At 61.8% G+C, this 20,531-nt stretch carries 21 protein-coding genes; 14 read left to right on the top strand and 7 right to left on the bottom strand.

The window, feature by feature from the left end; translation table 11 throughout:
- Positions 1 to 5 precede the first annotated feature (5 nt).
- The 4 genes from Q0T48_RS00330 (at position 6) to Q0T48_RS00315 (ending at position 4,816) form a co-directional block, all read left to right on the top strand.
- Positions 6 to 989 (top strand): oligopeptide/dipeptide ABC transporter ATP-binding protein, encoded by a 984-nt coding sequence (locus tag Q0T48_RS00330; RefSeq protein WP_295950770.1) that lies wholly within the window; start codon positions 6 to 8, stop codon positions 987 to 989.
- On the top strand, positions 986 to 1,972 hold the full coding sequence (locus Q0T48_RS00325) for a peptide ABC transporter ATP-binding protein (RefSeq protein ID WP_295950766.1): 987 nt from the start codon (positions 986 to 988) through the stop codon (positions 1,970 to 1,972). The genes Q0T48_RS00330 and Q0T48_RS00325 overlap by 4 nt, the downstream gene beginning before the upstream one ends.
- A 160-nt stretch (positions 1,973 to 2,132) precedes the next feature.
- Positions 2,133 to 2,642, top strand: a complete 510-nt coding sequence (locus Q0T48_RS00320; protein WP_295950764.1) for a hypothetical protein — start codon at positions 2,133 to 2,135, stop codon at positions 2,640 to 2,642.
- Between the two features lie 14 nt (positions 2,643 to 2,656).
- A complete protein-coding gene (locus Q0T48_RS00315; RefSeq protein WP_295950761.1) occupies positions 2,657 to 4,816 on the top strand; it encodes an EAL domain-containing protein in 2,160 nt (719 codons plus the stop codon).
- 29 nt (positions 4,817 to 4,845) lie between these two features.
- Here Q0T48_RS00315 and Q0T48_RS00310 read toward each other — a convergent pair whose 3' ends face one another.
- On the bottom strand, positions 4,846 to 5,604 hold the full coding sequence (locus Q0T48_RS00310) for a sulfite exporter TauE/SafE family protein (protein ID WP_295950759.1): 759 nt from the start codon (positions 5,602 to 5,604) through the stop codon (positions 4,846 to 4,848).
- 89 nt (positions 5,605 to 5,693) lie between these two features.
- Between Q0T48_RS00310 and Q0T48_RS00305 the strand changes: the two genes are divergently transcribed.
- From Q0T48_RS00305 to Q0T48_RS00285, 5 genes are all read left to right on the top strand, one after another.
- Positions 5,694 to 6,761 carry a tartrate dehydrogenase gene (locus Q0T48_RS00305; protein ID WP_295950758.1) on the top strand — a complete coding sequence of 356 codons (1,068 nt, stop codon included), beginning with the start codon at positions 5,694 to 5,696 and terminating at the stop codon, positions 6,759 to 6,761.
- Positions 6,762 to 6,949: 188 nt separating this feature from the next.
- A complete protein-coding gene (locus Q0T48_RS00300) occupies positions 6,950 to 7,639 on the top strand; it encodes a phosphatase PAP2 family protein (RefSeq protein WP_295950756.1) in 690 nt (229 codons plus the stop codon).
- 167 nt (positions 7,640 to 7,806) lie between these two features.
- The gene (locus tag Q0T48_RS00295; RefSeq protein ID WP_295950752.1) at positions 7,807 to 8,250 is read left to right on the top strand and encodes an OsmC family peroxiredoxin; all 444 of its coding nucleotides are present in this window, start codon (positions 7,807 to 7,809) and stop codon (positions 8,248 to 8,250) included.
- On the top strand, positions 8,247 to 8,795 hold the full coding sequence (locus Q0T48_RS00290) for a thioredoxin domain-containing protein (protein ID WP_295950750.1): 549 nt from the start codon (positions 8,247 to 8,249) through the stop codon (positions 8,793 to 8,795). Before Q0T48_RS00295 ends, Q0T48_RS00290 begins: the two co-directional genes overlap by 4 nt.
- Positions 8,796 to 8,831: 36 nt before the next feature.
- Positions 8,832 to 9,158 (top strand): plasmid stabilization protein, encoded by a 327-nt coding sequence (locus tag Q0T48_RS00285; protein WP_295950747.1) that lies wholly within the window; start codon positions 8,832 to 8,834, stop codon positions 9,156 to 9,158.
- 31 nt (positions 9,159 to 9,189) lie between these two features.
- Here the strand turns inward: Q0T48_RS00285 and Q0T48_RS00280 are convergent, their stop codons facing one another.
- Positions 9,190 to 9,411: a 4Fe-4S binding protein gene (locus Q0T48_RS00280; protein ID WP_295950744.1), complete on the bottom strand. Its 222-nt coding sequence runs from the start codon at positions 9,409 to 9,411 to the stop codon at positions 9,190 to 9,192.
- A gap of 55 nt (positions 9,412 to 9,466) precedes the next feature.
- On the opposite strand from Q0T48_RS00280, the gene Q0T48_RS00275 reads away from it, so the two are divergent.
- Entirely contained in the window at positions 9,467 to 10,204 is a 738-nt protein-coding gene (locus tag Q0T48_RS00275) for a tRNA-uridine aminocarboxypropyltransferase (protein WP_295950741.1), read from the top strand.
- A gap of 56 nt (positions 10,205 to 10,260) precedes the next feature.
- On the opposite strand, the gene yghU is transcribed toward Q0T48_RS00275, so the two are convergent.
- The 4 genes from yghU to Q0T48_RS00255 form a co-directional block, all read right to left on the bottom strand.
- Positions 10,261 to 11,136, bottom strand: coding sequence for a glutathione-dependent disulfide-bond oxidoreductase (gene yghU / locus Q0T48_RS00270; RefSeq protein WP_295950738.1), 876 nt, complete (start codon positions 11,134 to 11,136; stop codon positions 10,261 to 10,263).
- A 219-nt stretch (positions 11,137 to 11,355) separates the two neighbouring features.
- Positions 11,356 to 12,168, bottom strand: coding sequence for a methyltransferase domain-containing protein (locus Q0T48_RS00265; protein ID WP_295950736.1), 813 nt, complete (start codon positions 12,166 to 12,168; stop codon positions 11,356 to 11,358).
- Between the two features lie 366 nt (positions 12,169 to 12,534).
- Positions 12,535 to 13,038 carry a LysR substrate-binding domain-containing protein gene (locus Q0T48_RS00260; protein ID WP_295950734.1) on the bottom strand — a complete coding sequence of 168 codons (504 nt, stop codon included), beginning with the start codon at positions 13,036 to 13,038 and terminating at the stop codon, positions 12,535 to 12,537.
- A gap of 73 nt (positions 13,039 to 13,111) precedes the next feature.
- Complete coding sequence (locus tag Q0T48_RS00255; RefSeq protein ID WP_295950935.1) at positions 13,112 to 14,086, bottom strand: GlxA family transcriptional regulator; 975 nt, start codon at positions 14,084 to 14,086, stop codon at positions 13,112 to 13,114.
- 162 nt (positions 14,087 to 14,248) lie between these two features.
- Here Q0T48_RS00255 and Q0T48_RS00250 point away from each other — a divergent pair, with 162 nt between their 5' ends.
- Positions 14,249 to 14,908: an HD domain-containing protein gene (locus Q0T48_RS00250; RefSeq protein WP_295950932.1), complete on the top strand. Its 660-nt coding sequence runs from the start codon at positions 14,249 to 14,251 to the stop codon at positions 14,906 to 14,908.
- Between the two features lie 269 nt (positions 14,909 to 15,177).
- Here Q0T48_RS00250 and Q0T48_RS00245 read toward each other — a convergent pair whose 3' ends face one another.
- Positions 15,178 to 16,101 (bottom strand): LysR family transcriptional regulator, encoded by a 924-nt coding sequence (locus Q0T48_RS00245; RefSeq protein WP_295950731.1) that lies wholly within the window; start codon positions 16,099 to 16,101, stop codon positions 15,178 to 15,180.
- Between the two features lie 255 nt (positions 16,102 to 16,356).
- Here Q0T48_RS00245 and Q0T48_RS00240 point away from each other — a divergent pair, with 255 nt between their 5' ends.
- The 3 genes from Q0T48_RS00240 to Q0T48_RS00230 all read left to right on the top strand — a co-directional run.
- The gene (locus Q0T48_RS00240) at positions 16,357 to 18,459 is read left to right on the top strand and encodes a bifunctional rhamnulose-1-phosphate aldolase/short-chain dehydrogenase (protein WP_295950729.1); all 2,103 of its coding nucleotides are present in this window, start codon (positions 16,357 to 16,359) and stop codon (positions 18,457 to 18,459) included.
- A 32-nt stretch (positions 18,460 to 18,491) separates the two neighbouring features.
- A complete protein-coding gene (gene rhaI, locus Q0T48_RS00235; protein WP_295950725.1) occupies positions 18,492 to 19,784 on the top strand; it encodes an L-rhamnose catabolism isomerase in 1,293 nt (430 codons plus the stop codon).
- Between the two features lie 115 nt (positions 19,785 to 19,899).
- A partial coding sequence (locus Q0T48_RS00230) for a substrate-binding domain-containing protein (RefSeq protein WP_295950723.1) occupies positions 19,900 to 20,531 on the top strand: 632 nt, incomplete at its 3' end.

Genomic DNA, 20,531 nt, shown 5'->3' with positions numbered 1-20,531 from the left:
CCACGATGGCATTGCTCACAATCAAAAATCTTTCGGTCGAGTTCGGCCCCCAAGGCCGGGCTTTCCGGGCGGTGGACGGGCTGGACCTGACCGTCTCGCAAGGCGAAATCGTCGGCATCGTCGGCGAGTCCGGCTCCGGCAAATCGGTCACCATGATGGCCTTGATGGGCCTGCTCGACGGCCAGGGCCGCATCACCGCCGACACCCTGAACTTCGACGGCCAGGACCTGCTGAAAATCGCCCCCGCCCAGCGCCGCAAGCTGCTCGGCAAAGACATGGCGATGATCTTCCAGGACCCGATGACTTCGCTCAACCCCAGCTTCACCGTGGGCTACCAGATCATCGAAGTGCTCAAGCAGCACATGGGCCTACGCGGTGCAGCCGCCACCGCCCGCGCGGTGGAGCTGATGGAGATGGTGGAAATACCCGCCGCCAAAAGCCGCCTCGACGTGTACCCGCACCAGCTCTCGGGCGGCATGAGCCAGCGGGTGATGATTGCCATCGCCATCGCCTGCAAGCCGCGCCTGCTGATCGCTGACGAGCCCACCACCGCGCTGGACGTAACCATCCAGGCGCAGATCATGGAGCTGCTGGTCAATCTGCAAAAAGCCCACAACACGGCCCTGGTGATGATCACCCACGACCTGGCCGTGGTGGCCGAGGTGGCCCACCGCGTGGCCGTGATGTATGCCGGCCAGGTGGTAGAAACCGGCAGCGTGGCCCATTTGTTCGACCACCCCGCCCACCCCTACACCGACGCACTGCTGCAGGCCGTGCCCGAGCGCAGCCACGGCGCGCGCCGCCTGAGCACCTTGAAAGGCATGGTGCCAGGCCAGTACGACCGCCCCAAGGGCTGCCTGCTGTCGCCGCGCTGCCCACGCGTGCAAGACCGCTGCACCACCGAGCGCCCTGCGCTGGCCCAGCACAACGGCTTTGGCGTGCGCTGCTTCTTCCCCCTGACCACATCCGCGCAAGAGGTGGCCGCATGAGCGCCGTTGTTTTAGAAGCCAAAAACCTCACCCGCTACTACGGCGTGGCCCAAGGATTTCTGCAGCCCAAGCTGCAGGTCAAGGCACTCAACGGCATCTCGTTCCAATTGCAGGCCGGTAAAACCCTGGCCGTGGTGGGCGAATCCGGCTGCGGTAAAAGCACGCTGGCCCGGCAGTTGACGCTGATCGAAGCCCCCACTTCCGGCACCCTGGTGATGGACGGCCAGCAGCTCGACACCGCCAGCAGCGCCCAGCGCAAAGCCATGCGCAGCAAGGTGCAGATGGTGTTCCAGAACCCTTACGCCTCGCTCAACCCACGCCAGAAGATCGCCGACCAACTGGCCGAGCCGCTGCTGCTCAACACGCAGTTGACCGCCGCCGAGCGCACCGCCAAGGTCCACGACACCATGCGCCGCGTCGGCCTGCGCCCCGAGTTTGCGCAGCGCTACCCGCATATGTTCTCGGGTGGCCAGCGCCAGCGCATCGCCATCGCCCGCGCCATGATTCTGCAGCCCAAGATTTTGGTGGCCGACGAGCCCACTTCGGCACTCGACGTGTCCATCCAGGCCCAGGTGCTGAACCTGTTCATGGACCTGCAGGAAGAGTTCAACACCGCCTACGTCTTCGTGTCGCACAACCTAGCGGTGGTGGAGCATGTGGCCAACGACTTGATGGTGATGTACCTGGGCCGCGCGGTCGAGGTGGGTGCCAAGGGCCTGATCTTCGAGCGCCCGCTGCACCCCTACACGCAAGCCCTGCTGTCGGCCACGCCGTCCATCGACCGCAGCCAGCGCCGCGTGAAGATCAAGATCACCGGCGAGCTGCCCAGCCCTTTGAACCCGCCCAGCGGCTGCGCTTTCCACAAGCGCTGCCCGCACGCCACGCCACGCTGTTCGGCCGAAGAGCCGCTGCTGCGGCCACTATTGGGCCGCGAGGTGGCCTGCCACCATGCAGAAACCATCAACGCTGCTGAAAATATATAAAAACGGGCTCTAGCCCTTATATAGACTTCATATAAAGCTATCAAATTAATAATAATTGGTACCAACCATAACAAGACCAAATCGCCACCAGTATGGAAAATCATCGGGTTGGTGCTAGTAAATCCGGCTGAATTCCCAGTGAAGAAAGCGTAAAGTTGCCATGCAGCAAATGGAGGGCATGATAGTCTCGAAATCTGAGAGAAAAATATTCGAAAAGCTGGCGGAACTCGAAAACGACATGCATGTGCTGCGCGAGGGCTATCTGGTTGTCAACAAGCGCTATACGCTCGCGTTGACCTCCATGAAAACCTTGACCGCCAGCGCACTTGAAGCCGCCACGCGGGCCGCATTGGCCGCAGAAAAGTCGGCTTTGGCGAGCCAAAGTGCAAAGATGGCTGCCAAAGAGGCATCCGTGATACCGGTCATTGACGCTACCGAATCCGCAGCAGAAGCGGCCATGTTGGCCGCCGTGGCTGCGTCCGAAGCGGCAGCGGCGGCATCCGCAGCAGCTTCTGCTTCGGCCTCTGCAGCGGCATTCCAGGCGGAAGAAACCGCGTTGCAGGCATCGGCAGAAGCCGCCAGCGCGACCTCCCGGGCCACAGCCGCTGCCGCCACGGCCGCCAAAATGGCCAATGAAGCTGCTGCCATCGCACGGTCGGTCAGAAAATAAACCGACCAATTGCCATGCGGACCCCTACCGGCAATGAAGTGGCTACAACGGCAGCCCCTGCCGTAGCGTCCACTACCGCGGCCCTGGCACCGGCAGGTAGACAAAAATTGGGGGTCGCTGCAAGAATGCTCGCCATCGAGAGCGAAATTGGCCGCATGTTTGAACGCGTGCCATTTGGTTGCCACACCCTCGATGCCGAGGGCACTTACCAGTCCATCAATGCATTGGAACTGGCTTGGCTGGGCTATACCAGCGAAGAAATTATTGGCAAAAAGAAGCTCACCGACTTCCTGACACCGGCCAGCCAGGAAAAGCTCCACGCCCACACGTTGGACACAGCGGCTGCATTTCTGGCGCTTAAGCTAGAGCTGGTGCGCCGCGATGGGGGCCGCATGTCCATCTCCCTGAGTGCCCTGACGCACCCCAGCTGCGACCCCAAACTCTGCCGTGCATTGATTTTTGACCAAACGGAAACCCGGGCGCTCCAGTCCGAGCGCAAGGTGTCTGCCGCTGTTTTTGAGTCGCTAGCGGGCATGTTCATCACCGACCGCAACCAACGCATCCTGCAGGTCAACCAATCGTTCACCGAACTCACGGGCTACACCGCCCAAGAAGCACAGGGACAGACACCGCGCCTGCTGAGTTCCGGGCGCCACACCAAGGGCTTTTACCAGGCGATGTGGGCCGCGCTGATGGAACACGGCACCTGGAATGGCGAGATATGGAACCGGCGCAAGAACGGAGAAATATTTGTCGAATGGCTGAGCATCTCCACGGTGACGGACCTGTCGGGTGCCGTTACGCACTACGTGGGCAGCTTTATCGACATTACCGACAGCAAACGTGCCCAGGACCAGATCGCCTACATGGCCTACCACGATGCGCTCACCCAGCTACCCAACCGGCGCCTGCTGCTGGACCGGCTGAACCAGGCGCTGGCAACGGCCCGGCGCAGCAGCCTGCACGGGGCAATCCTTTTCATTGACCTGGATAACTTCAAGCACATCAACGACACCTGCGGCCACGAAACGGGCGACCGGGTACTGGTGGAAACCGCCAATAGATTGCGCAATGCGGTGCGTGAAGGCGACAGCGTGGCCCGCCTGGGTGGCGACGAATTCGCCATTTTGTTGGAAGATCTGAGTTCGGAGCGCATGGAGTCTGCGGCCAAGGCCGGGCAATTGGCTGAAAAAATACGGGCAGTGCTTGCCCAGCCCTACCTCTTGGGCAACTACCAGTTCCACTGCTCGGCAAGCATCGGCGTCGACTTGTACGCGCACACCGAAACCGCCACCGATCTGCTACAGCATGCCGACCTGGCCATGTACCAGTCGAAAAAGGCCGGACGCAATACCCTGCGGTTTTTTGACCCCACCATGCAAACCGCCCTGAGCCAGCATATCGCCATGAAAAACGAGCTACGGCAAGCGATTCACCAACGCCAGCTGCGCCTGTTTTTTCAACCGCAAATAGACCATCGGCGGCACATCATTGGCGCGGAAGCCCTGGTTCGCTGGCCGAACTCCAACCATGACATGGTGTCGCCGACTGAATTCATTCCCTTGGCTGAAGAATCAGACATGATCCTGCAGATCGGGCAATGGGTATTGGAAACGGCTTGCATACAACTCAAAGCCTGGGAGAACCGCCCGCTGACCCGCCATTTACGGCTGTCGATCAATGTCAGCGCCAAACAATTTCACCAGTCGGACTTTGTTGCGATGGTCAAGCAAGTGGTGGCGGACAGCGGGGTCAATCCAGCCCTGATCAAGCTGGAAGTGACCGAAAGTGTGGTACTTAAGGTTGCCGACGCCATTACCAAAATGGATGCACTTCGCGCCATCGGTGTGCACTTTGCCATGGACGACTTTGGCACCGGCTATTCATCGCTGTCTACCCTGACAAAATTACCGCTCAACCAGCTCAAGATCGACCAGTCTTTTGTGCGCAACATCGGACTCAAACCCACCGACGCGGTCATCGTGCAAACCATCATCGCGATGGCGCACATGCTGAACATTGAAGCCATTGCCGAAGGTGTTGAAACCGAAGAGCAGCTGGCCTTTTTGGAGCGGCATGGTTGCGACTGCTTCCAGGGCTTCCTGTTTGGCCGTCCCGTACCCATTGAGGAACTGGAAGCACAGCTTGTGGCCCGGGCTGCATTGGTACCGTAGTCTGCGCGCCCCGCGCCGGCCAGGCAACCTCACCCAACCACACGCGCCAGCAGCTTAGGCACCGATGCCGCCAGCATCGCCACCCCGGATGCCGTCAACAGCCCCAGCACAATCTTGCGGAACGCGATTTCGCTGATGCCGATGTACAGCCGCGCGCCCAACAGCGTCGGCACCAGCATGGCAACCGCCACCACACCAAACATCGGCAGCATGCTGCGCGTGACGATGCCGCGGGCCAAGTAGGTGCCCATGGTGACCAACAGCATCGACAGGTTGAAGTTCTGCACGATGGCGCGCTGCGCGTCTTTCTCCAGCCCGCGCAGGGTGCACCACAGCGTGGGCAGCGCTCCGGTAAAGCCGCCCAGCCCGCCCATCACGCCCCCGGTCAGGCCCACCACGCCATCGGCCCAGCGGCCGCCGGCCGTGATGCAGGGCAGGTGCCGGGCCATCAGCATTGCCGGGCACCACACCACCAGCAGGCTGCCCAGCGCCAGGCGAAACCAGTCCATGTCCAGCCGCGGCAGCAAGGCCACGCCCAGCGGAATGCCTAGCAGGCCGCCCAGCACAAACGGCAGCAAGGCCTTCATATCAAAGCCCCGGCGCACCGTCACTGCCGCCAGCACCTGCCCGGTCAGCGAGCCAAACACCGCCAGCGCCGCCGCCAGCCGCGGATCCAGCGTCCAGGCCCAAAACGACATCGCCACCAGCCCATAGGCAAAGCCCGACAAGCCCTGCACAAAGCCCGCCACCACCGCGCCCAGCGCCACCACCCACACCATCGAATCCATTGCATCTCCCCAAATTGCACCGCCCGATTGTGATCAGTTCAGGTGCAGGGATGGGCTAGCATTCGGCCTTCAACCAGAAAGGCGCGCCCATGTCCCCCATCTTCAAAATCGCCGTCATCGCCGGAGACGGCATCGGCCAGGAAGTCATGCCCGAAGGCCTGCGCGTGCTGCAGGCCGCTGCCCGGCGCTTCGACATCGCGCTGGAGTTCCATCCCTTCGACTGGGCCCACTGCGGCTACTACGCCGAAACTGGCCAGATGATGCCCGACGACTGGAAGGCCCGGTTGCAGCCCATGGACGCGATCTACTTCGGGGCCGTGGGCTGGCCGGCCACCGTGCCCGACCACATCTCGCTGTGGGGTTCGCTGCTCAAGTTCCGCCGCGAGTTCGACCAGTACATCAACCTGCGCCCGGTGCGCTTGTTTGAGGGCGTACCCTGCCCGCTGGCCGGGCGCAAGCCGGGCGATATTGACTTCTTTGTGGTGCGCGAAAACACCGAGGGCGAATACACCAACCTGGGCGGCACCATGTACGCCGGTACCGAGCGCGAAATCGTCATCCAGGAGTCGGTGTTCTCGCGCCATGGCACCGACCGGGTGCTGAAGTACGCTTTTGAGCTGGCCCAGAGCCGCCCGCGCAAACACCTGACCGTGGCCACCAAATCCAATGGCATCGCCATCAGCATGCCCTGGTGGGACAGCCGCGCCGATGCCGTGGCCCAGGGCTACCCGGATGTGGCGGTGGACAAGCAGCACATCGACATCCTCAGCGCCCGCTTTGTGCTGCAGCCCAACCGCTTTGACGTGGTGGTGGCCAGCAACCTGTTTGGCGATATCTTGTCCGACCTGGGCCCGGCCTGCACCGGCACCATCGGCCTGGCACCTTCTGCCAACCTGAACCCCGAGCGCACTTTTCCGTCGCTGTTCGAGCCGGTGCACGGCTCGGCCCCCGACATCGCGGGCCAGGGCATCGCCAACCCCGTGGCCATGGTCTGGTCGGGCGCGCTGATGCTGGACTTTTTGGGCCACCGCGCGGCCCACGATGCCATCGTGGCGGCGATTGAAAAAGTGCTGGTCACCGGGCCCTGCACGCCGGACCTGGGCGGCAGCGCGTCAACGGCGGAGATGGGCGCGGCGATTGCAGCGCATTTGGGCTAGTACGCAAGCCGCAAGGGATTCAAACACAAATGCTATTTATTTAATAGCTACTAACGTATATAGAATATGCGCTAGAGCCATATTTTTTATAAATTTTAAGCACAGACCCTGAACCCAAGCCGTCGCCCAACCGTCACATATTTGAAATATCTCCCCTGTCTAATGCTGCATTTACAGGGGAAATTGATATGTTCACACGCCGTGCGCTGCTGGCGCTTGCAATGGTCTTCAGCTGCAACGCCTTCGCGGCAGCAAGCCCTTACCTCACCCATAAGCAGCTGGACATCATTCCATTCCTGCCAGCCCCCGTCGCCAATGGCAGCGCCGAAGACCGTGCACAGCAAATGCTGGTGATTGCGGCCCAAAAGGCCGCCTCGCCTGAGCGCATCGCCCTGGCCAACAGCGATGCGGAAGAAACCGTCTACGCCATGTTCTCCAGCGTGCTGCCCGCCAGCTTCCAGCCCGCCAATCTGCCCCTGTTCACCGCCATGTTTGAACGCATGGGCGAAACCGAAGATGCGGTGGTGGACCCGGTGAAGGCTTACTTTGGCCGCACCCGTCCGTTCCTGAACAACCCAGAGATCAAGCCCCTGGTGAAGCCATCCAAAAGCGGCTCCTACCCCTCCGGCCACACCTCGCGCTCCACCATGATGGCGATCGTGCTGAGCAGTATGCTGCCCGAGAAACGGGCGGCCCTGTTCGAACGGGCCAACGCCTACGCAGAAAGCCGTGTGGTCGGTGGCATGCACTACCCGAACGATCTGGATGCTGGCCGCCGCGCAGGCAGTGCGATGGCCGCTACCTTGCTGGCCAGCCCCACGTTCAACACCGACTTTGAAGCCGCCCGCGCGGAATTGCGCAAGGTACTGGGGCTGTAATACACCCTAGCGCGGCTGCGCAAAACTCTCAGCCCGAGCCACCACACCCTGTGTGCGCTGCCGCACAGACCCCGGCGGCCTGGGCTGCAACCATGGTGTGCTTGTGCGCTGGGAACATGGGCAACTGGCCCCAGCGTCCTCTTCCACCCGCGTTGAAAGGACCCACCATGATCGAGAAAACCGCCACCGTCCATTGGGAAGGCCCCGGCAAAAAAGGCCAGGGACAGATCAGCACCGAAACCGGCGCGCTCAAGGCCTACCCCTACGGTTTTGCCAGCCGGTTTGCCGACGACCGCAAGGGCAGCAACCCCGAAGAAATCCTGGGCGCGGCGCATGCGGCCTGCTTCGCCATGGCGTTCTCATTTGCCTGCGACAAGGCCGGCTTTGCCACCGCCACGGTGGACACCCAGGCCCAGGTGCGCCTGGTGCCGCAGGGCGAAGGGTTTGGCATTGACCGCATCGCGTTGACCTTGACAGCCAGCGTGCCCGGCCTGGACGAAGCGCAGTTCCAGGCCCTGGCGCAGGCCGCCAAGCGCGATTGCCCCTTGTCCAAAGCCTTGGCCAGCGTGCCCGAAATCACCCTGCAAGCCACCTTGAAAGTGGCCCCATGAACCGCGTTGACACCGGCGACACCCCCGATGCAGGCCTGTCCGCTGCCGACCATGTGCTGGGCCCGCCGGAGGCCCGGCTGACGCTGGTGGAGTACGGCGACTACGAATGCCCGGCATGTATCCAGGCCGAGCCGTTGGTCCGGCACCTGGTAGACACCGAGGGCCACCGTCTGCGGTTTGTGTTTAGGCACTACCCGCTGGTAGAGGTGCATCCGCACGCCGAGCTGGCCGCCGAAGCGGCCGAAGCCGCGGCTGCGCAGGGTAAGTTCTGGCCCATGCACCACCTGCTGTTTGCCCAGAGGCAACACCTGGACGCTGCCGCGCTGGCGGGCTACGCCGAAACCGTTGGCCTGGACATGCTGCGCTACCACGGCGAGATGAACGACCGCATCTACACCCAGCGGGTACAAGAGCACCGGCGCGCTGGCGACCGCAGCGGCCTCCGTGCCACACCGACTTTTTTCCTGAACGACGCGGTGGTCGATGTGTCGTTTGGTTTTGAAAAGCTCACCGAGGCAGTGCACACGGCTTTGAAAGGCCGGTAAGCCCTGGCGCTTTTTTACCCTCCTGAAGGAGCCGTTATGCCTACCAAAGCCTGGAGCGCCAAACGCGAGCGCCAGTACACCCACATCAAAACCAGCCTGCTCGAACGCGGCAAGCCCGAGTCTCTGGCCGAGGAAATCGCCGCGCGCGTGGTTAACAAAGAACGCGCCCAGCACGGCGAATCGGTGGAGGCCAGCGCGTCCTCGCTCAACGACATGTCCGCCAGCCGACGCGGCGGCCTGCGCTCGCACAAGGGCGCGGGCGGCCGCACCGTGCAGCAATTGCGCAACGAGGCCCGCCAGCGGGGCATCAAGGGTCGGCCGAAAATGAACAAGGCTGCGATGGAAGCTGCGCTGCAGCGGTAATCGCCTTCACCCTCGGTGAGGGGCAGGCCCCTCAGCCCTGCGGCACCACCATGGTGATGGCATCAAAAGGGCAGCGCACCGCGCATTTGCGGCAGCCGGTGCAAGCATCCATGTCGCTGAGCACCGAAAACTTCTTCCAACCCTGCGGCTCCAGCGACAGCAAATGCAGGTTGCAGGTGGGCACGCACCAGCCACAGCCGGTGCAGCGGCTGGTGTCAATCACGGGCTTGGGGACGGGGCGTGGGAATGGCATGGCTTGCACATCATAGGCATGCGGCGCGGGCTGCAGTGCAGAATCCCCCCCTTCTATGATGAAACCATTTCCCTTTCACCACGCGGTTTCTCGCCTGCGCGACGTGCGCCTGGCGCGCAGTGCCAAGCCCTTTATCGCCCGGGGTGCCCGCGCGCCCCGCTGCCCCGGCTGCCGGGTGCTGTTCAGCCACTGCCTGTGCACCCTGCGCCCCGATGTGCCCACCCAGGCGGGCATGTGCCTGATCATGTGCGACATCGAGCCGCTCAAGCCCAGCAACACCGGCTGGCTGATCGCCGACGTGGTCAAGGACACGGCCGCCTTTGGCTGGACCCGCACCGAGGTGGACCCGGCGCTGATCGCCCTGCTGGCCGATCCGCAGTGGACCCCCTACCTGGTGTTTCCCGGCGAATATCTACCCGCCGAGCGCGTGGTGACCGAGGTGCCCGTGGTACCCGGCAAACGCCCGCTGTTTGTGCTGCTGGATGCCACCTGGCCCGAAGCCCGCAAGATGTTCCGCAAAAGCCCGTACCTGAACCACCTGCCGGTGCTCAGCCTGCTGCCCGAACAGCTCTCGCGCTACCGCCTGCGCCGCAGCACCCGCACCGACCACCTCTGCACCTCTGAAGTCGCAGCCCGCTGCCTAGCCCTGGCGGGCGAAGAGCACGCGGCCGACACGCTGGATGCCTATCTGGAAGTGTTCACCAGCCATTACATGGATGCCAAGCAGTCGGTGCTGCCGGATCTGGAGGATGCGGTGCACCTGCGTCTGCGGGAGCTGGTCAATACTATTTAGTGCCTCTAGCGTATATTCCATCTACACTAGCAGCTATTAATATAATAGCAATTTATTCAGGCCTTGGGGGCCAGCTTGTCCTGGGTCTGGGTGTCGAAATCGCTGGCCGCATGGCGCTCGTGCAGCTGCTCTGACGGCTCGCCCCAGGCGCGGTTCACCATCCGTCCGCGCTGCACGGCGGGCCGCGCCGCGATCTGCTGGGCCCAGCGCAGTACATGGGTGTATTCATGCACGCTCAAAAACTCGGCCGCGCCGTACAGCTGCCCCAGCACCAGGCCGCCGTACCAGGGCCATACCGCGATGTCGGCGATGGTGTAGTCTTCACCGGCCAGAAAGGTGTGCTCGGCCAAACGGCGGTCCAGCACGTCCAGCTGGCGCTTGACCTCCATGGCATAGCGGTTGATCGGGTACTCGAACTTGGCCGGTGCGTAGGCGTAAAAATGGCCAAAACCACCGCCGAGAAACGGCGCACTGCCCATCTGCCAAAACAGCCACGACAGGCACTCGGCCCGCGCCGCGCCGCTGGCGGGCAAAAACGCGCCGAACTTCTCCGCCAAGTGCTGCAGGATCGCACCCGACTCAAACACCCGCACCGGCTCGGCCCCGCTGCGGTCCATCAAGGCCGGAATCTTCGAATTGGGGTTGACCTCGACAAAGCCGCTGCCGAACTGGTGGCCTTCGTTGATACGGATCAGCCAGGCATCGTATTCGGCCCCGCTGTGGCCCAGCGCCAGCAGCTCTTCCAGCAGGATGGTGACCTTAACGCCATTGGGCGTGGCCAGCGAATACAGCTGCAGCGGGTGTTGGCCCACGGGCAACACCTTGTCGTGCGTGGCACCGGCGATGGGGCGGTTGATGTTGGCAAACTGCCCCCCGTTTTCCTGGTCCCAGGTCCAGACTGTGGGGGGTGTGTAGGCGATGGTGTCGGTCATCCGATGGTTTCCTTGGTGGGGTGTGGATCAAAAACTGAATGGATGGAAGGGTAGCCGCAGTGCGATGCCCCGTGGCATGGAGGGTTTTGGATGTAACGCCGTTGTGCGATTTAGCGGGCCCACGCAAAAGCGCGATTTCCGCTTACGGGATCAACGGCACGAGCTGCCATTTTGATAGCAACCCCATGCCTATCGGCTTACCCCTAAGCCGATACCGCGCTATCCCGCCGCGACGATCACATGCGCCTGGATTTTGCCGACCACCGGGCCTGTGCCATGGCGGCTGGCGATGGCCTGCGTCGCGCGGTCCGTAGCCATCGCCAGCAAGCTGGCATCGCGCGCTTCGATTTCGTTGCGCAGCGGTGTGCCCTGGCAGTAGGCGGTGGCGGCCTCGCGCGCCGAGGGTGCGCAACTCAGCTTCGCGTGCGTTTCGATCGCGATATCGGTGAACCCGGCACGGCGCAAGTCCTCGCGGATCACCGCGACATCGTGGTAGCCGTGTGGCGTGCGGGCAAGAAAGCGCGGTGGGTCGTGCGGAAACAGCGCAGCGACGGCCTGGGTGACCTCGTCGGCAAAGGCGTTCTCTTCGATACGGTCCCAGACACTGAAGACAAAGCGCCCGCCCGGCCTCAGCACACGGCGCGCCTCGGCATAACCGGTGACCCGGTTCGGGAAAAACATCGCGCCGAACTGGCAGCACACGACATCGAACGCGGCATCCTCGAACGGCAGGGCCAGCGCATCGGCCTGCCGCCATTCGATACGGCTGTCAGTCCCCTGCCGGGTGGCGGCATAGTCGAGCATGGGCTGGTTGAGGTCGGTCACCACATAGCGCGCGTCGGCACGCAGTTTGGACGCAAGCGCCCGCGTCACCACGCCGCTGCCAGCCGCTGTTTCCAGCACCGCGCCGGACGAAAAGGCCGCAACCAGCTGCGCCAGGTCGGCAGCGTAGGCGCCGAAGATCAGCGGGACCATCAGCGTGTCGTAGAACTTCGGGATCGAGCCCGCGAATACCTTGTCGCTCTCCGCCATAGGACCTCCTTACAAGCACCTGAATGGTGAACGCGCGCCCCCCATTTCCCAGCAGCCATCGCCTCTCCAACGCGTCCGCCGTTTTAGTTGGACATGGATCGACCATTCGCGATGGTGAACGCGCATGCCAGCCTCGTCAATGGCGGCATGCAGACTTCTCCACCAGCATTACGACTACCAAGTGCGCAACGCCCTGAAAGCCCGCACCGCCAGCGGCGACACCGCCCCGGTGACCCCTATTGACTACCGCCCGTGGTGGCGAATAGTTTGCTATTCTTTTTGAATATAAAAACATAACTGCTTGTGCAGATTAAATATGGGCCAGAGGCCGATTTGTCGCATGAAAAATTGGCTAAAAACCAAATTTTATGCCCGCCCGCTCAACCGACATTCCGCAAACCCCGCCCCATCCCCCAGCACAAAATCCCAAAAAGCCGCCCCCAGGTCCGACGGCACGGCATCCCTGCGGTGTAGCAGGCACCAGTCCAGCATCTTAGGCATCTCCTGCAAATCCAGCACCGCCAACATGCTTGCGGCCAGCTCCACCTGGAACACGTGGGCGGACAAAAAGCTGATGCCCATGCCGACCATCACAGCCTGTTTGATGGTCTCCTTGCCGGACAACTCCATCGACACATTCACCTGCAGCGACTGCGATTGCAGCAGGTGCTCCAGAAACTGGCGGGTGGCCGAACCGGGCTCGCGGAAGATGAAGTCTTCGGTACGAAAATCGGCCCAGGTCAGCTTACGTTTGAAGGCAAGACGGTGGTTGGGTGGGGCGCGATGCAGTGCATCAACGAGACGCAGAACGCCAAATACCTCGCGCTCAAATGCCTGGATGCGGCTGTATTGCCGCGTCTGCCATTGCATGCATCTGGCTCTGGGTCAGAATCGCCTGTACCGGTGATGAAAGAAAATTGCAGGTTGGCACTACACGCAGGTACTAGCCCAAAAACGAACCGCCGGCACTGAAGTTTTCTCGATATCGGATCGGGCTGAGATTGAGCCTGCGTTGGAACGCAACACGCATATGTTCCGGGCTAGTAAAGCCGCATTCATAGGCGATTACTTTCACGGGAAGAGCCGTAGCCTCGAGAAGATTTCGAGCTTTGTCAATGCGAACGCCCTCAACGAACTCGTGGGGCGTCATATCGAGCTCAGTCGTGAAAAGGCGTGCTACGCTGCGCACGCTGGTACCAGCTAGTGACGCTATTCTCTCAACCGAGTATGGCTCACTGAGGTGTGCCATCACATAAGCCTGTACCTTACCCAACGGTGATGCCGGATCGCCAGACAGAATAAGCAGCGGGCTAAACTGCGATTGCCCCCCCTGACGCTGCGCAACGACAACCAAACGCTTGGCGCACGCGAGAGACATAGTGCCTCCGAAGTCTTCGCGCACGAGGGCCAATGCGAGGTCAATCCCTGCTGTCACACCTGCTGATGTGAATAGGTTGCCGTCTCGGGCGTAGATCCGGTCGTATTCGACGCGTGCCGCAGGGAACAAATTGGCCAATTCGCCCGCGCTCTGCCAGTGGGTGGTCACGGTACGATCATCCAGCAGACCAGCGTGCCCCAATAAAAAGGCACCCGTGCAGATCGAGCCAAAACGCTCGGAGGGCGGACCCCATCGCCTCAGCCACGTACGAGTCGGCCCATGAGCCGGCTTGGTCGGTAAACCAGGGCCACCAGCCACAAAGGTCGTGTGAAAAGGCTCTTGGACTTCTGCATAACTGAGATCAGCCAGAAGTAGCGTGCCATTTGACGCACGCATCGCCCGTGTGTGCTCGGCAATGATGACGCACTCGTACCCCTCGCCTTCCGGCACAAAACTGTTCGCTTCAGCAAAGACATCCAGAGGTCCTGCGACGTCCAAGGCTTGCACGCCTTCATGAATGACAAGCGCCACTTTTCTGATCATCTTCAACACCTTGCATTAGAGGCCCGCCCCAAAAGGCAGAAAATAAGGGCCACTTGGCAGAAAGCGCGCGTGGACTGCAATTGCGGCCACGACCTGCCGCAACTTCATAGGCGCACCGGCCCAAAACGGGCGGGCGCCCACTTCACCCAGAGCATGACCATGACTAAACCAAGCAAACTTATACCCAATGTGAACGGAATCACGATTCCAGACAGCGCGCTTTGCCGCGCCATCACGGGATTCATCCGTGATACCGAGAGCGAACTTCTCTTCAACCACTCCAGCCGGGTCTATTTTTTTGGCGCCCTGGCAGGCCAACAGCGCGGACTGAACGTGGATCACGAGTTGCTCTATGCAGCCACCATGTTTCATGATGTGGGTCTTGTGCCCAAACACAGCAGCCCGAATCTTCGATTTGAAGTCGACGGTGCAAACGCCGCGCGGGACTTCCTGCAAAGCTGGAAGGTCAACGAAGGAGACATCGAACGGGTGTGGACCGGCATCGCGCTGCACACGACGCCGGGCGTTCCTGAGTTCATGCACCCAGTGGTCGCTCTGACCACAGCAGGGGTCGAAATGGATGTGCTCGGGCTGACGTACAAGCAATACTCTGATGATGTCCGCGAAGCCGTAGTGAAGGCTTTTCCAAGGACACCTCAATTCAAGGAAGACATCATTAATGCCTTCTACGATGGCATCAAGCACAAGCCCGACACAACTTTCGGTAACGTGAAGGCTGACGTGATCGCGGATAAGGAACCTAATTTTCATCGCGGAAACTTCTGCTCCGTAATCCGTTGCTCTTGCTGGAAAGCTTAAAGACTCAATAGAGATTGAAACTCCACACACCATTCCCTACAGCGGCGGAGATGTAGAGCACAAAGACGTGTGTCTAAGCGATGAGACTCGCGAGTCTCATCTGGCCGTTTACGTATCTCACGCCCGCTCGGCTCATTTAACGCTGGATCTATAACCATCCTAATTGCTGGCCCCCTCACGTTTAGCCACGCTATATAGCTGCATGACCTCTGGCAAACCAAGCCGGCAGGGGCCGATTTGATGCATGGGAAATGGGCTAAAACTAAATTTCATGGCTTGGGGCTGTGCCTGCACTCCGCAAACCCCGCCCCATCTCCCAGCACAAAATCCCGAAACGCCGCCCCCAAATCCGACGGCACGGCATCGCGGCGGTGCAGCAGGCACCAGTCCAGCATCTTCGGCATGTCCTGCAAATCCAGCACCGCCAGCATGCCCGCGGCCAGCTCGACCTGGAACACGTGGGCGGACAGGAAGCTGATGCCCATGCCGACCATCACGGCCTGTTTGATGGTTTCGTTGCCGGACAGCTCCATCGACACATTCACCTGCAGCGACTGGGATTGCAGCAGGTGCTCCAAAAACTGGCGGGTGGCGGAGCCGGGTTCGCGGAAGATGAAATCCTCGGTGCGCAAGTCCGCCCAACTGAGCTTGCGGCGGGTGGCCAATGGGTGGTTCGGCGGGGCCACTATGCAGTGGGGGTTGCGGGCGAAGGTTTCGGCTTCTACGTCGGCCTCGCTGGGCGGGTAGCCACCGATGGCTACGTCCAGTTGGTGGTCTTGCAGCATGGCCAGAATTTTCTCGCGCCGCTCCACCGTGAGCTTGAAGCGGATGCCGGGGTGCCGCGCCTTGAAGGCCATGAGCAGCGCGGGCGCAAAGTAATGTGCCGTGGGCACCACGCCCAGGTGCAGCAAGCCACCCTCGCCGCTGCGGCTGACGGCCATGGCTTCGTCTGCAATGCGCACCTGGTCGAGGATGCGGCGGGTGTGGCGCAGCAGGGCTTCGCCGGGCGCACTCAGCACCAGGCGCTTGCCGGTTTTGGTGAACAGCGGCTGGCCCGCGTCTTCCTGCAACTGGCTGATCTGCATGGACACCGCGGGCTGCGTGAGGTGCAGTTGCTCGGCGGCGCGCGAGTAGCTCAGCGTGGTGGCCACGGCTTCAAAGATGCGGAGCTGGCGCAGGGTGGTGTTTTTCATGGCAGGGTTTGACCCGGAATGCGGGCCTTGGATAACGGGCGAAATCGGCTCAATGGCAAGAGGTTTGCGGGGAGTTTCCCTAAGCTGCAACGCAGCATTTCCGGCCCTAAACACCTATGGTGCGACCCCATGCGGTTACAAGTGCCAAGTATAAGTAAAACTTTGCCAAACTATCAATAAGCATTGGTTGTGGATATGCACGGCTGTTTCTAGACTTGCCTCCAACGCAACCCCGCCCACTCCCCATCCGCTTTCATGTCCACACCTACCACCGCCCCCTTCCCCACCTGGAACGATGCCCATGCGGCCACGCTGGATGCTCCTGGCCTGCTGCTGTACCGCTCCAACCTGCTGGGCTCCGACCTGCGCATCACCAACTACGGCGGCGGCAACACGTCGGCCAAGCTGGTGCAAAAAGACCTGCTGACCGGGCAGGACGCCACTGTGCTGTGGGTCAAGGGCTCGGGCGGCGACGTGGGTTCGATGAAGCTGGACGGCTTCAGCACCCTGTACATGGACAAGCTCAACGCGCTGCAAAAGCTGTACCGCGGCCCGCAGTTTGAAGACGAGATGGTGGCCTACCTGCCGCACTGCACCTTCAACCTGAACCCGCGCGCCGCCAGCATCGACACGCCCCTGCACGCCTACCTGCCCTTCGCCCATGTGGACCACATGCACCCCGACGCGGTGATTGCGATTGCCGCCATGGCCAACAGCGAAGCGCTGACCGCCAAGATTTTTGAAGGCACCGTGGGCTGGCTGCCCTGGCGCAAGCCCGGCTTCGAGCTGGGCCTGATGCTGCAACGCTACCAAGCCGCCCACCCCAGCCAGCGCGGTTTGGTGCTGGCGGGCCACGGCCTGTTCACCTGGGGCGACACGGCCAAGAGCTGCTATGAAAACACCGTGGGCGTAATCGCCCATGCGCAAAACTGGCTCGGCCGCGAGAGCGTGGCCCGCAAGGCGGTGGCTTTTGGGGGTGTAGCCCAAGCGTCGCTGGCCACCGGCGACCAGGATGCCACCCTGGCCCGTGTGCTGCCTGTCCTGCGCGGCCTGGCCTCCAAAAGCGGCCACAAGCTGCTGCATGTGGACCGCCAGCCTGCGGTGATGGACTTTGTAAACAGCGTGCAACTGGCCCCGCTGGCGGCCATGGGCACGTCCTGCCCCGACCACTTTTTGCGCACCAAGATCCGCCCGCTGATCCTGGAAGCATCGGTGTACCAACTGGAAGGCACCGCCCTGGCCGCCGCGCTGGAAGAAAAATTGGTCGCCTACCGCGCCGACTACGCCGCCTACTACGACCGCTGCAAGCGCCCCGACAGCCCGGCACTGCGCGATGCCAACCCGGTGATCATCCTGCTGCCCGGCATCGGCATGGTGTCGATTGCCAAGGACAAGGCCACGGCGCGCATTGCCGGTGAGTTCTACGTCAACGCCATCAACGTGATGCGCGATGCCAACGCCATCGACACCTATGTGGGCCTGCCCGAGCAAGAGGCGTTCGACATCGAATACTGGCTGCTCGAAGAAGCCAAGCTGCAGCGTATGCCCAAGGCGAAGCCCCTGGTCGGCAAGGTGGCGCTGGTGACCGGCGGCGCAGGCGGTATTGGCCGCGCCATCGTCGAGCGCTTTCTGAACGAGGGTGCCTGCGTGGCGCTGCTGGACATCGACGTGGAAGGGCTGGAGACCACCCGCGCCGAATTGGCCCAGCGCTTCGGTAAAGACGTGGTGCGCAGCATGGTGTGCGACGTGACGTCTGAAGATTCGGTCATCAACGCCTATGTGAAGGCCACGCTGGAGTTTGGCGGGGTGGATATTCTGGTGTCCAACGCCGGCATTGCTTCGGCCGCGCCGATTGAAGACACCAGCCTGGCGCTGTGGATGCGTAACCAGAACATTTTGGCCACCGGCTACTTCCTGGTGGGCCGCGAATGTTTCCGCCTGATGAAGGCCCAGGCCATCGGCGGCGCCATGGTCTACATTGCCAGCAAAAATGGCATGGTGGCCAGCGCCCAGGCCAGCGCCTACTGCGCCGCCAAGGCAGCCGAAATCCAGCTGTCGCGCAGCTTTGCGCTGGAAGGGGCACCGCTGGGCATCCGCTCCAACGTGGTCAACCCCGATGCCGTCATCCGCGGCAGCAAGATTTGGACGGGGGCCTGGAGCCAGGAGCGCGCCGCCGCCAACAAGATCAGCGAGGAAGAACTGGAAGCCTTCTACCGCGACCGCTCCATGCTGAAACGCAGCGTGTTTCCCGAGGACATTGCCGAAGCCACCTACTTCCTGGCCAGCGACTTGGCCGCCAAATCGACCGGCAACATCATCAACGTGGATGCGGGTAATCTTGCGGCCTTCCCACGTTAATTCGGCGATCAAACAAAACCAAAGAGACGACCATGACCACGACAAAAATTGCTCCCGAATTAATAGCTGACCATGCACACGCTGCAAGCGCTAGAGTCGATTTAGACTATAAAAACCTGGGCGAACAGCTGTCGCGCCGCGGTGTCAACATCGACACCCTGAAAGCCGACGTGGCGAAGTTCGCCGTGGCCGTACCCAGCTGGGGCGTAGGCACCGGTGGCACGCGCTTCGCCCGCTTCCCTGGCAAGGGCGAGCCGCGCAATGTGTTCGACAAGCTGCAAGACTGCGGCGTGATTAACCAGCTGGTGCGCTGCACACCCACCGTGTCGCCGCACTTTCCCTGGGACAAATGCAACGACTACAAAGAACTGCGCCAGCATGCCGAGTCGTTCGGCCTGGGGTTTGACGCGGTGAATTCCAACACCTTCTCTGACCAAAAAAACCAGCCGCTGTCGTACAAGTTCGGCAGCCTGACCCATGCCGACGCCGGCGTGCGCGCCCAGGCCGTGGCGCACAACATCGAGTGCATTGAGATCGGCAAGCAAATCGGCAGCAAGGCGCTGACGGTGTGGATTGGCGACGGTGCCAACTTCCCCGGCCAAAGCCACTTCCGCCGCCAGTTCGACCGCTACCTGGACAGCAACCGCCAAATTTATGCCGCGCTGCCAGACGGCTGGCAGATGTATTTAGAGCACAAGATGTTCGAGCCCGCCTTCTACGCCACCGTCATTCAAGACTGGGGCTCCAGCCTGCTGGCCGCGCAGACCCTGGGCGAGAAAGCCCGCTGCCTGGTGGACCTGGGCCACCACGCGCCCAACACCAATATCGAGATGATCGTGGCGCGCCTGGTGCATGCGCAAAAGCTGGCCGGTTTCCACTTCAACGACAGCAAATACGGCGACGACGACCTCGACAGCGGCAGCATCAACCCGTTCCAGCTGTTCCTGGTGTTCAACGAACTGGTGGACGCAGCGCAAAGCAAAGTCCCCGGCTTCGACCCCGCCTACATGCTGGACCAGTCGCATAACGTGACCGACCCCATCGAGAGCCTGATGACCAGCGCCGTGACCGTGCAGCGCTGCTACGCCCAGGCCCTCTTGGTAGACCGCGTTGCGCTGACCAATTACCAGGACAGCAACGACGTGCTGATGGCCGCACAGACCCTGAAGGCGGCCTTCCACACCGACGTGACCCCGCTGCTGCAAAAAATCCGCCTGGAAGCGGGTGGCGCAGTCGATCCGGTCGGCACATACCGTGCGTCGGGCTACCGTGCCGACATGGCTGCCATCCGCCCCGCCAGCGGCCCCAGCAGCGGCATTGTTTAAGCGCATTTGCACCGGCAAAGCGCACCCCATCGACACTGGCGGCATCCGTGCCGCTGGTAGCGAGACCGACCCTCGGGTCACATTTCCATACCAACAACGACATCCAGGAGACAACATGAAGAAACAACTCGCAACCCTGATCACCGTGGCCCTCAGCGCAGCTCTTGCCAGCCCGGCCTTTGCTGCCGACAAGATCGCCCTGGTGGTGAAGAGCCTGGGCAACGGCTTCTTTGATGCCGCCAACCAGGGCGCGCAGGAAGCCGCCAAAGAGCTCAAGAACATCGACATCATCTACACCGGCCCAGCCAAGGCTACGGCCGAAGGCCAGATCGAGATCGTCAACGCGCTGATCGCCCAAAAGGTCTCGGCTATCGTCATTTCCGCCAACGACCCCGACGCGCTGGCCCCCGTGCTCAAGCGCGCCATGGACCGTGGCATCAAGGTCATCTCGTTTGACTCGGGCGTGCGCAAAGACGGCCGCATGATGCACCTCAACCCCTCCAGCAACCCGCTGATCGGCGAAAAACTGGTGAAGATGACCGCTGACGCGATTGGCCCTACGGGTGAAATCGCCGTGCTGTCGGCCACCGCCCAGGCCACCAACCAGAACATCTGGATCGAAGAAGCCAAGAAAGTGCTGGCCCAGCCCGCCTACCAGGGTCTGAAGCTGGTCAGCGTGGTCTACGGTGACGACCAGACCGACAAGAGCTACCGCGAAGCCCAAGGCCTGTTCAAGAGCTACCCCAA

Origin of the sequence: Rhodoferax sp. (genome assembly GCF_025354435.1) — a bacterium.
Taxonomy (GTDB): domain Bacteria; phylum Pseudomonadota; class Gammaproteobacteria; order Burkholderiales; family Burkholderiaceae_C; genus Rhodoferax_B.
Note: the sequence above shows the minus strand (reverse complement) of the source record. Positions and strands in the feature narration are given on the sequence as shown.

Coding starts and splice junctions, on each gene's coding strand:
- Q0T48_RS00330 (WP_295950770.1), top strand. CDS start 6: ATGGCATTGCTCACAATCAAAAATCTTTCGGTCGAGTTCGGCCCCCAA.
- Q0T48_RS00325 (WP_295950766.1), top strand. CDS start 986: ATGAGCGCCGTTGTTTTAGAAGCCAAAAACCTCACCCGCTACTACGGC.
- Q0T48_RS00320 (WP_295950764.1), top strand. CDS start 2,133: ATGCAGCAAATGGAGGGCATGATAGTCTCGAAATCTGAGAGAAAAATA.
- Q0T48_RS00315 (WP_295950761.1), top strand. CDS start 2,657: ATGCGGACCCCTACCGGCAATGAAGTGGCTACAACGGCAGCCCCTGCC.
- Q0T48_RS00310 (WP_295950759.1), bottom strand. CDS start 5,604: ATGGATTCGATGGTGTGGGTGGTGGCGCTGGGCGCGGTGGTGGCGGGC.
- Q0T48_RS00305 (WP_295950758.1), top strand. CDS start 5,694: ATGTCCCCCATCTTCAAAATCGCCGTCATCGCCGGAGACGGCATCGGC.
- Q0T48_RS00300 (WP_295950756.1), top strand. CDS start 6,950: ATGTTCACACGCCGTGCGCTGCTGGCGCTTGCAATGGTCTTCAGCTGC.
- Q0T48_RS00295 (WP_295950752.1), top strand. CDS start 7,807: ATGATCGAGAAAACCGCCACCGTCCATTGGGAAGGCCCCGGCAAAAAA.
- Q0T48_RS00290 (WP_295950750.1), top strand. CDS start 8,247: ATGAACCGCGTTGACACCGGCGACACCCCCGATGCAGGCCTGTCCGCT.
- Q0T48_RS00285 (WP_295950747.1), top strand. CDS start 8,832: ATGCCTACCAAAGCCTGGAGCGCCAAACGCGAGCGCCAGTACACCCAC.
- Q0T48_RS00280 (WP_295950744.1), bottom strand. CDS start 9,411: ATGCCATTCCCACGCCCCGTCCCCAAGCCCGTGATTGACACCAGCCGC.
- Q0T48_RS00275 (WP_295950741.1), top strand. CDS start 9,467: ATGATGAAACCATTTCCCTTTCACCACGCGGTTTCTCGCCTGCGCGAC.
- yghU (WP_295950738.1), bottom strand. CDS start 11,136: ATGACCGACACCATCGCCTACACACCCCCCACAGTCTGGACCTGGGAC.
- Q0T48_RS00265 (WP_295950736.1), bottom strand. CDS start 12,168: ATGGCGGAGAGCGACAAGGTATTCGCGGGCTCGATCCCGAAGTTCTAC.
- Q0T48_RS00260 (WP_295950734.1), bottom strand. CDS start 13,038: ATGCAATGGCAGACGCGGCAATACAGCCGCATCCAGGCATTTGAGCGC.
- Q0T48_RS00250 (WP_295950932.1), top strand. CDS start 14,249: ATGACTAAACCAAGCAAACTTATACCCAATGTGAACGGAATCACGATT.
- Q0T48_RS00245 (WP_295950731.1), bottom strand. CDS start 16,101: ATGAAAAACACCACCCTGCGCCAGCTCCGCATCTTTGAAGCCGTGGCC.
- Q0T48_RS00240 (WP_295950729.1), top strand. CDS start 16,357: ATGTCCACACCTACCACCGCCCCCTTCCCCACCTGGAACGATGCCCAT.
- rhaI (WP_295950725.1), top strand. CDS start 18,492: ATGACCACGACAAAAATTGCTCCCGAATTAATAGCTGACCATGCACAC.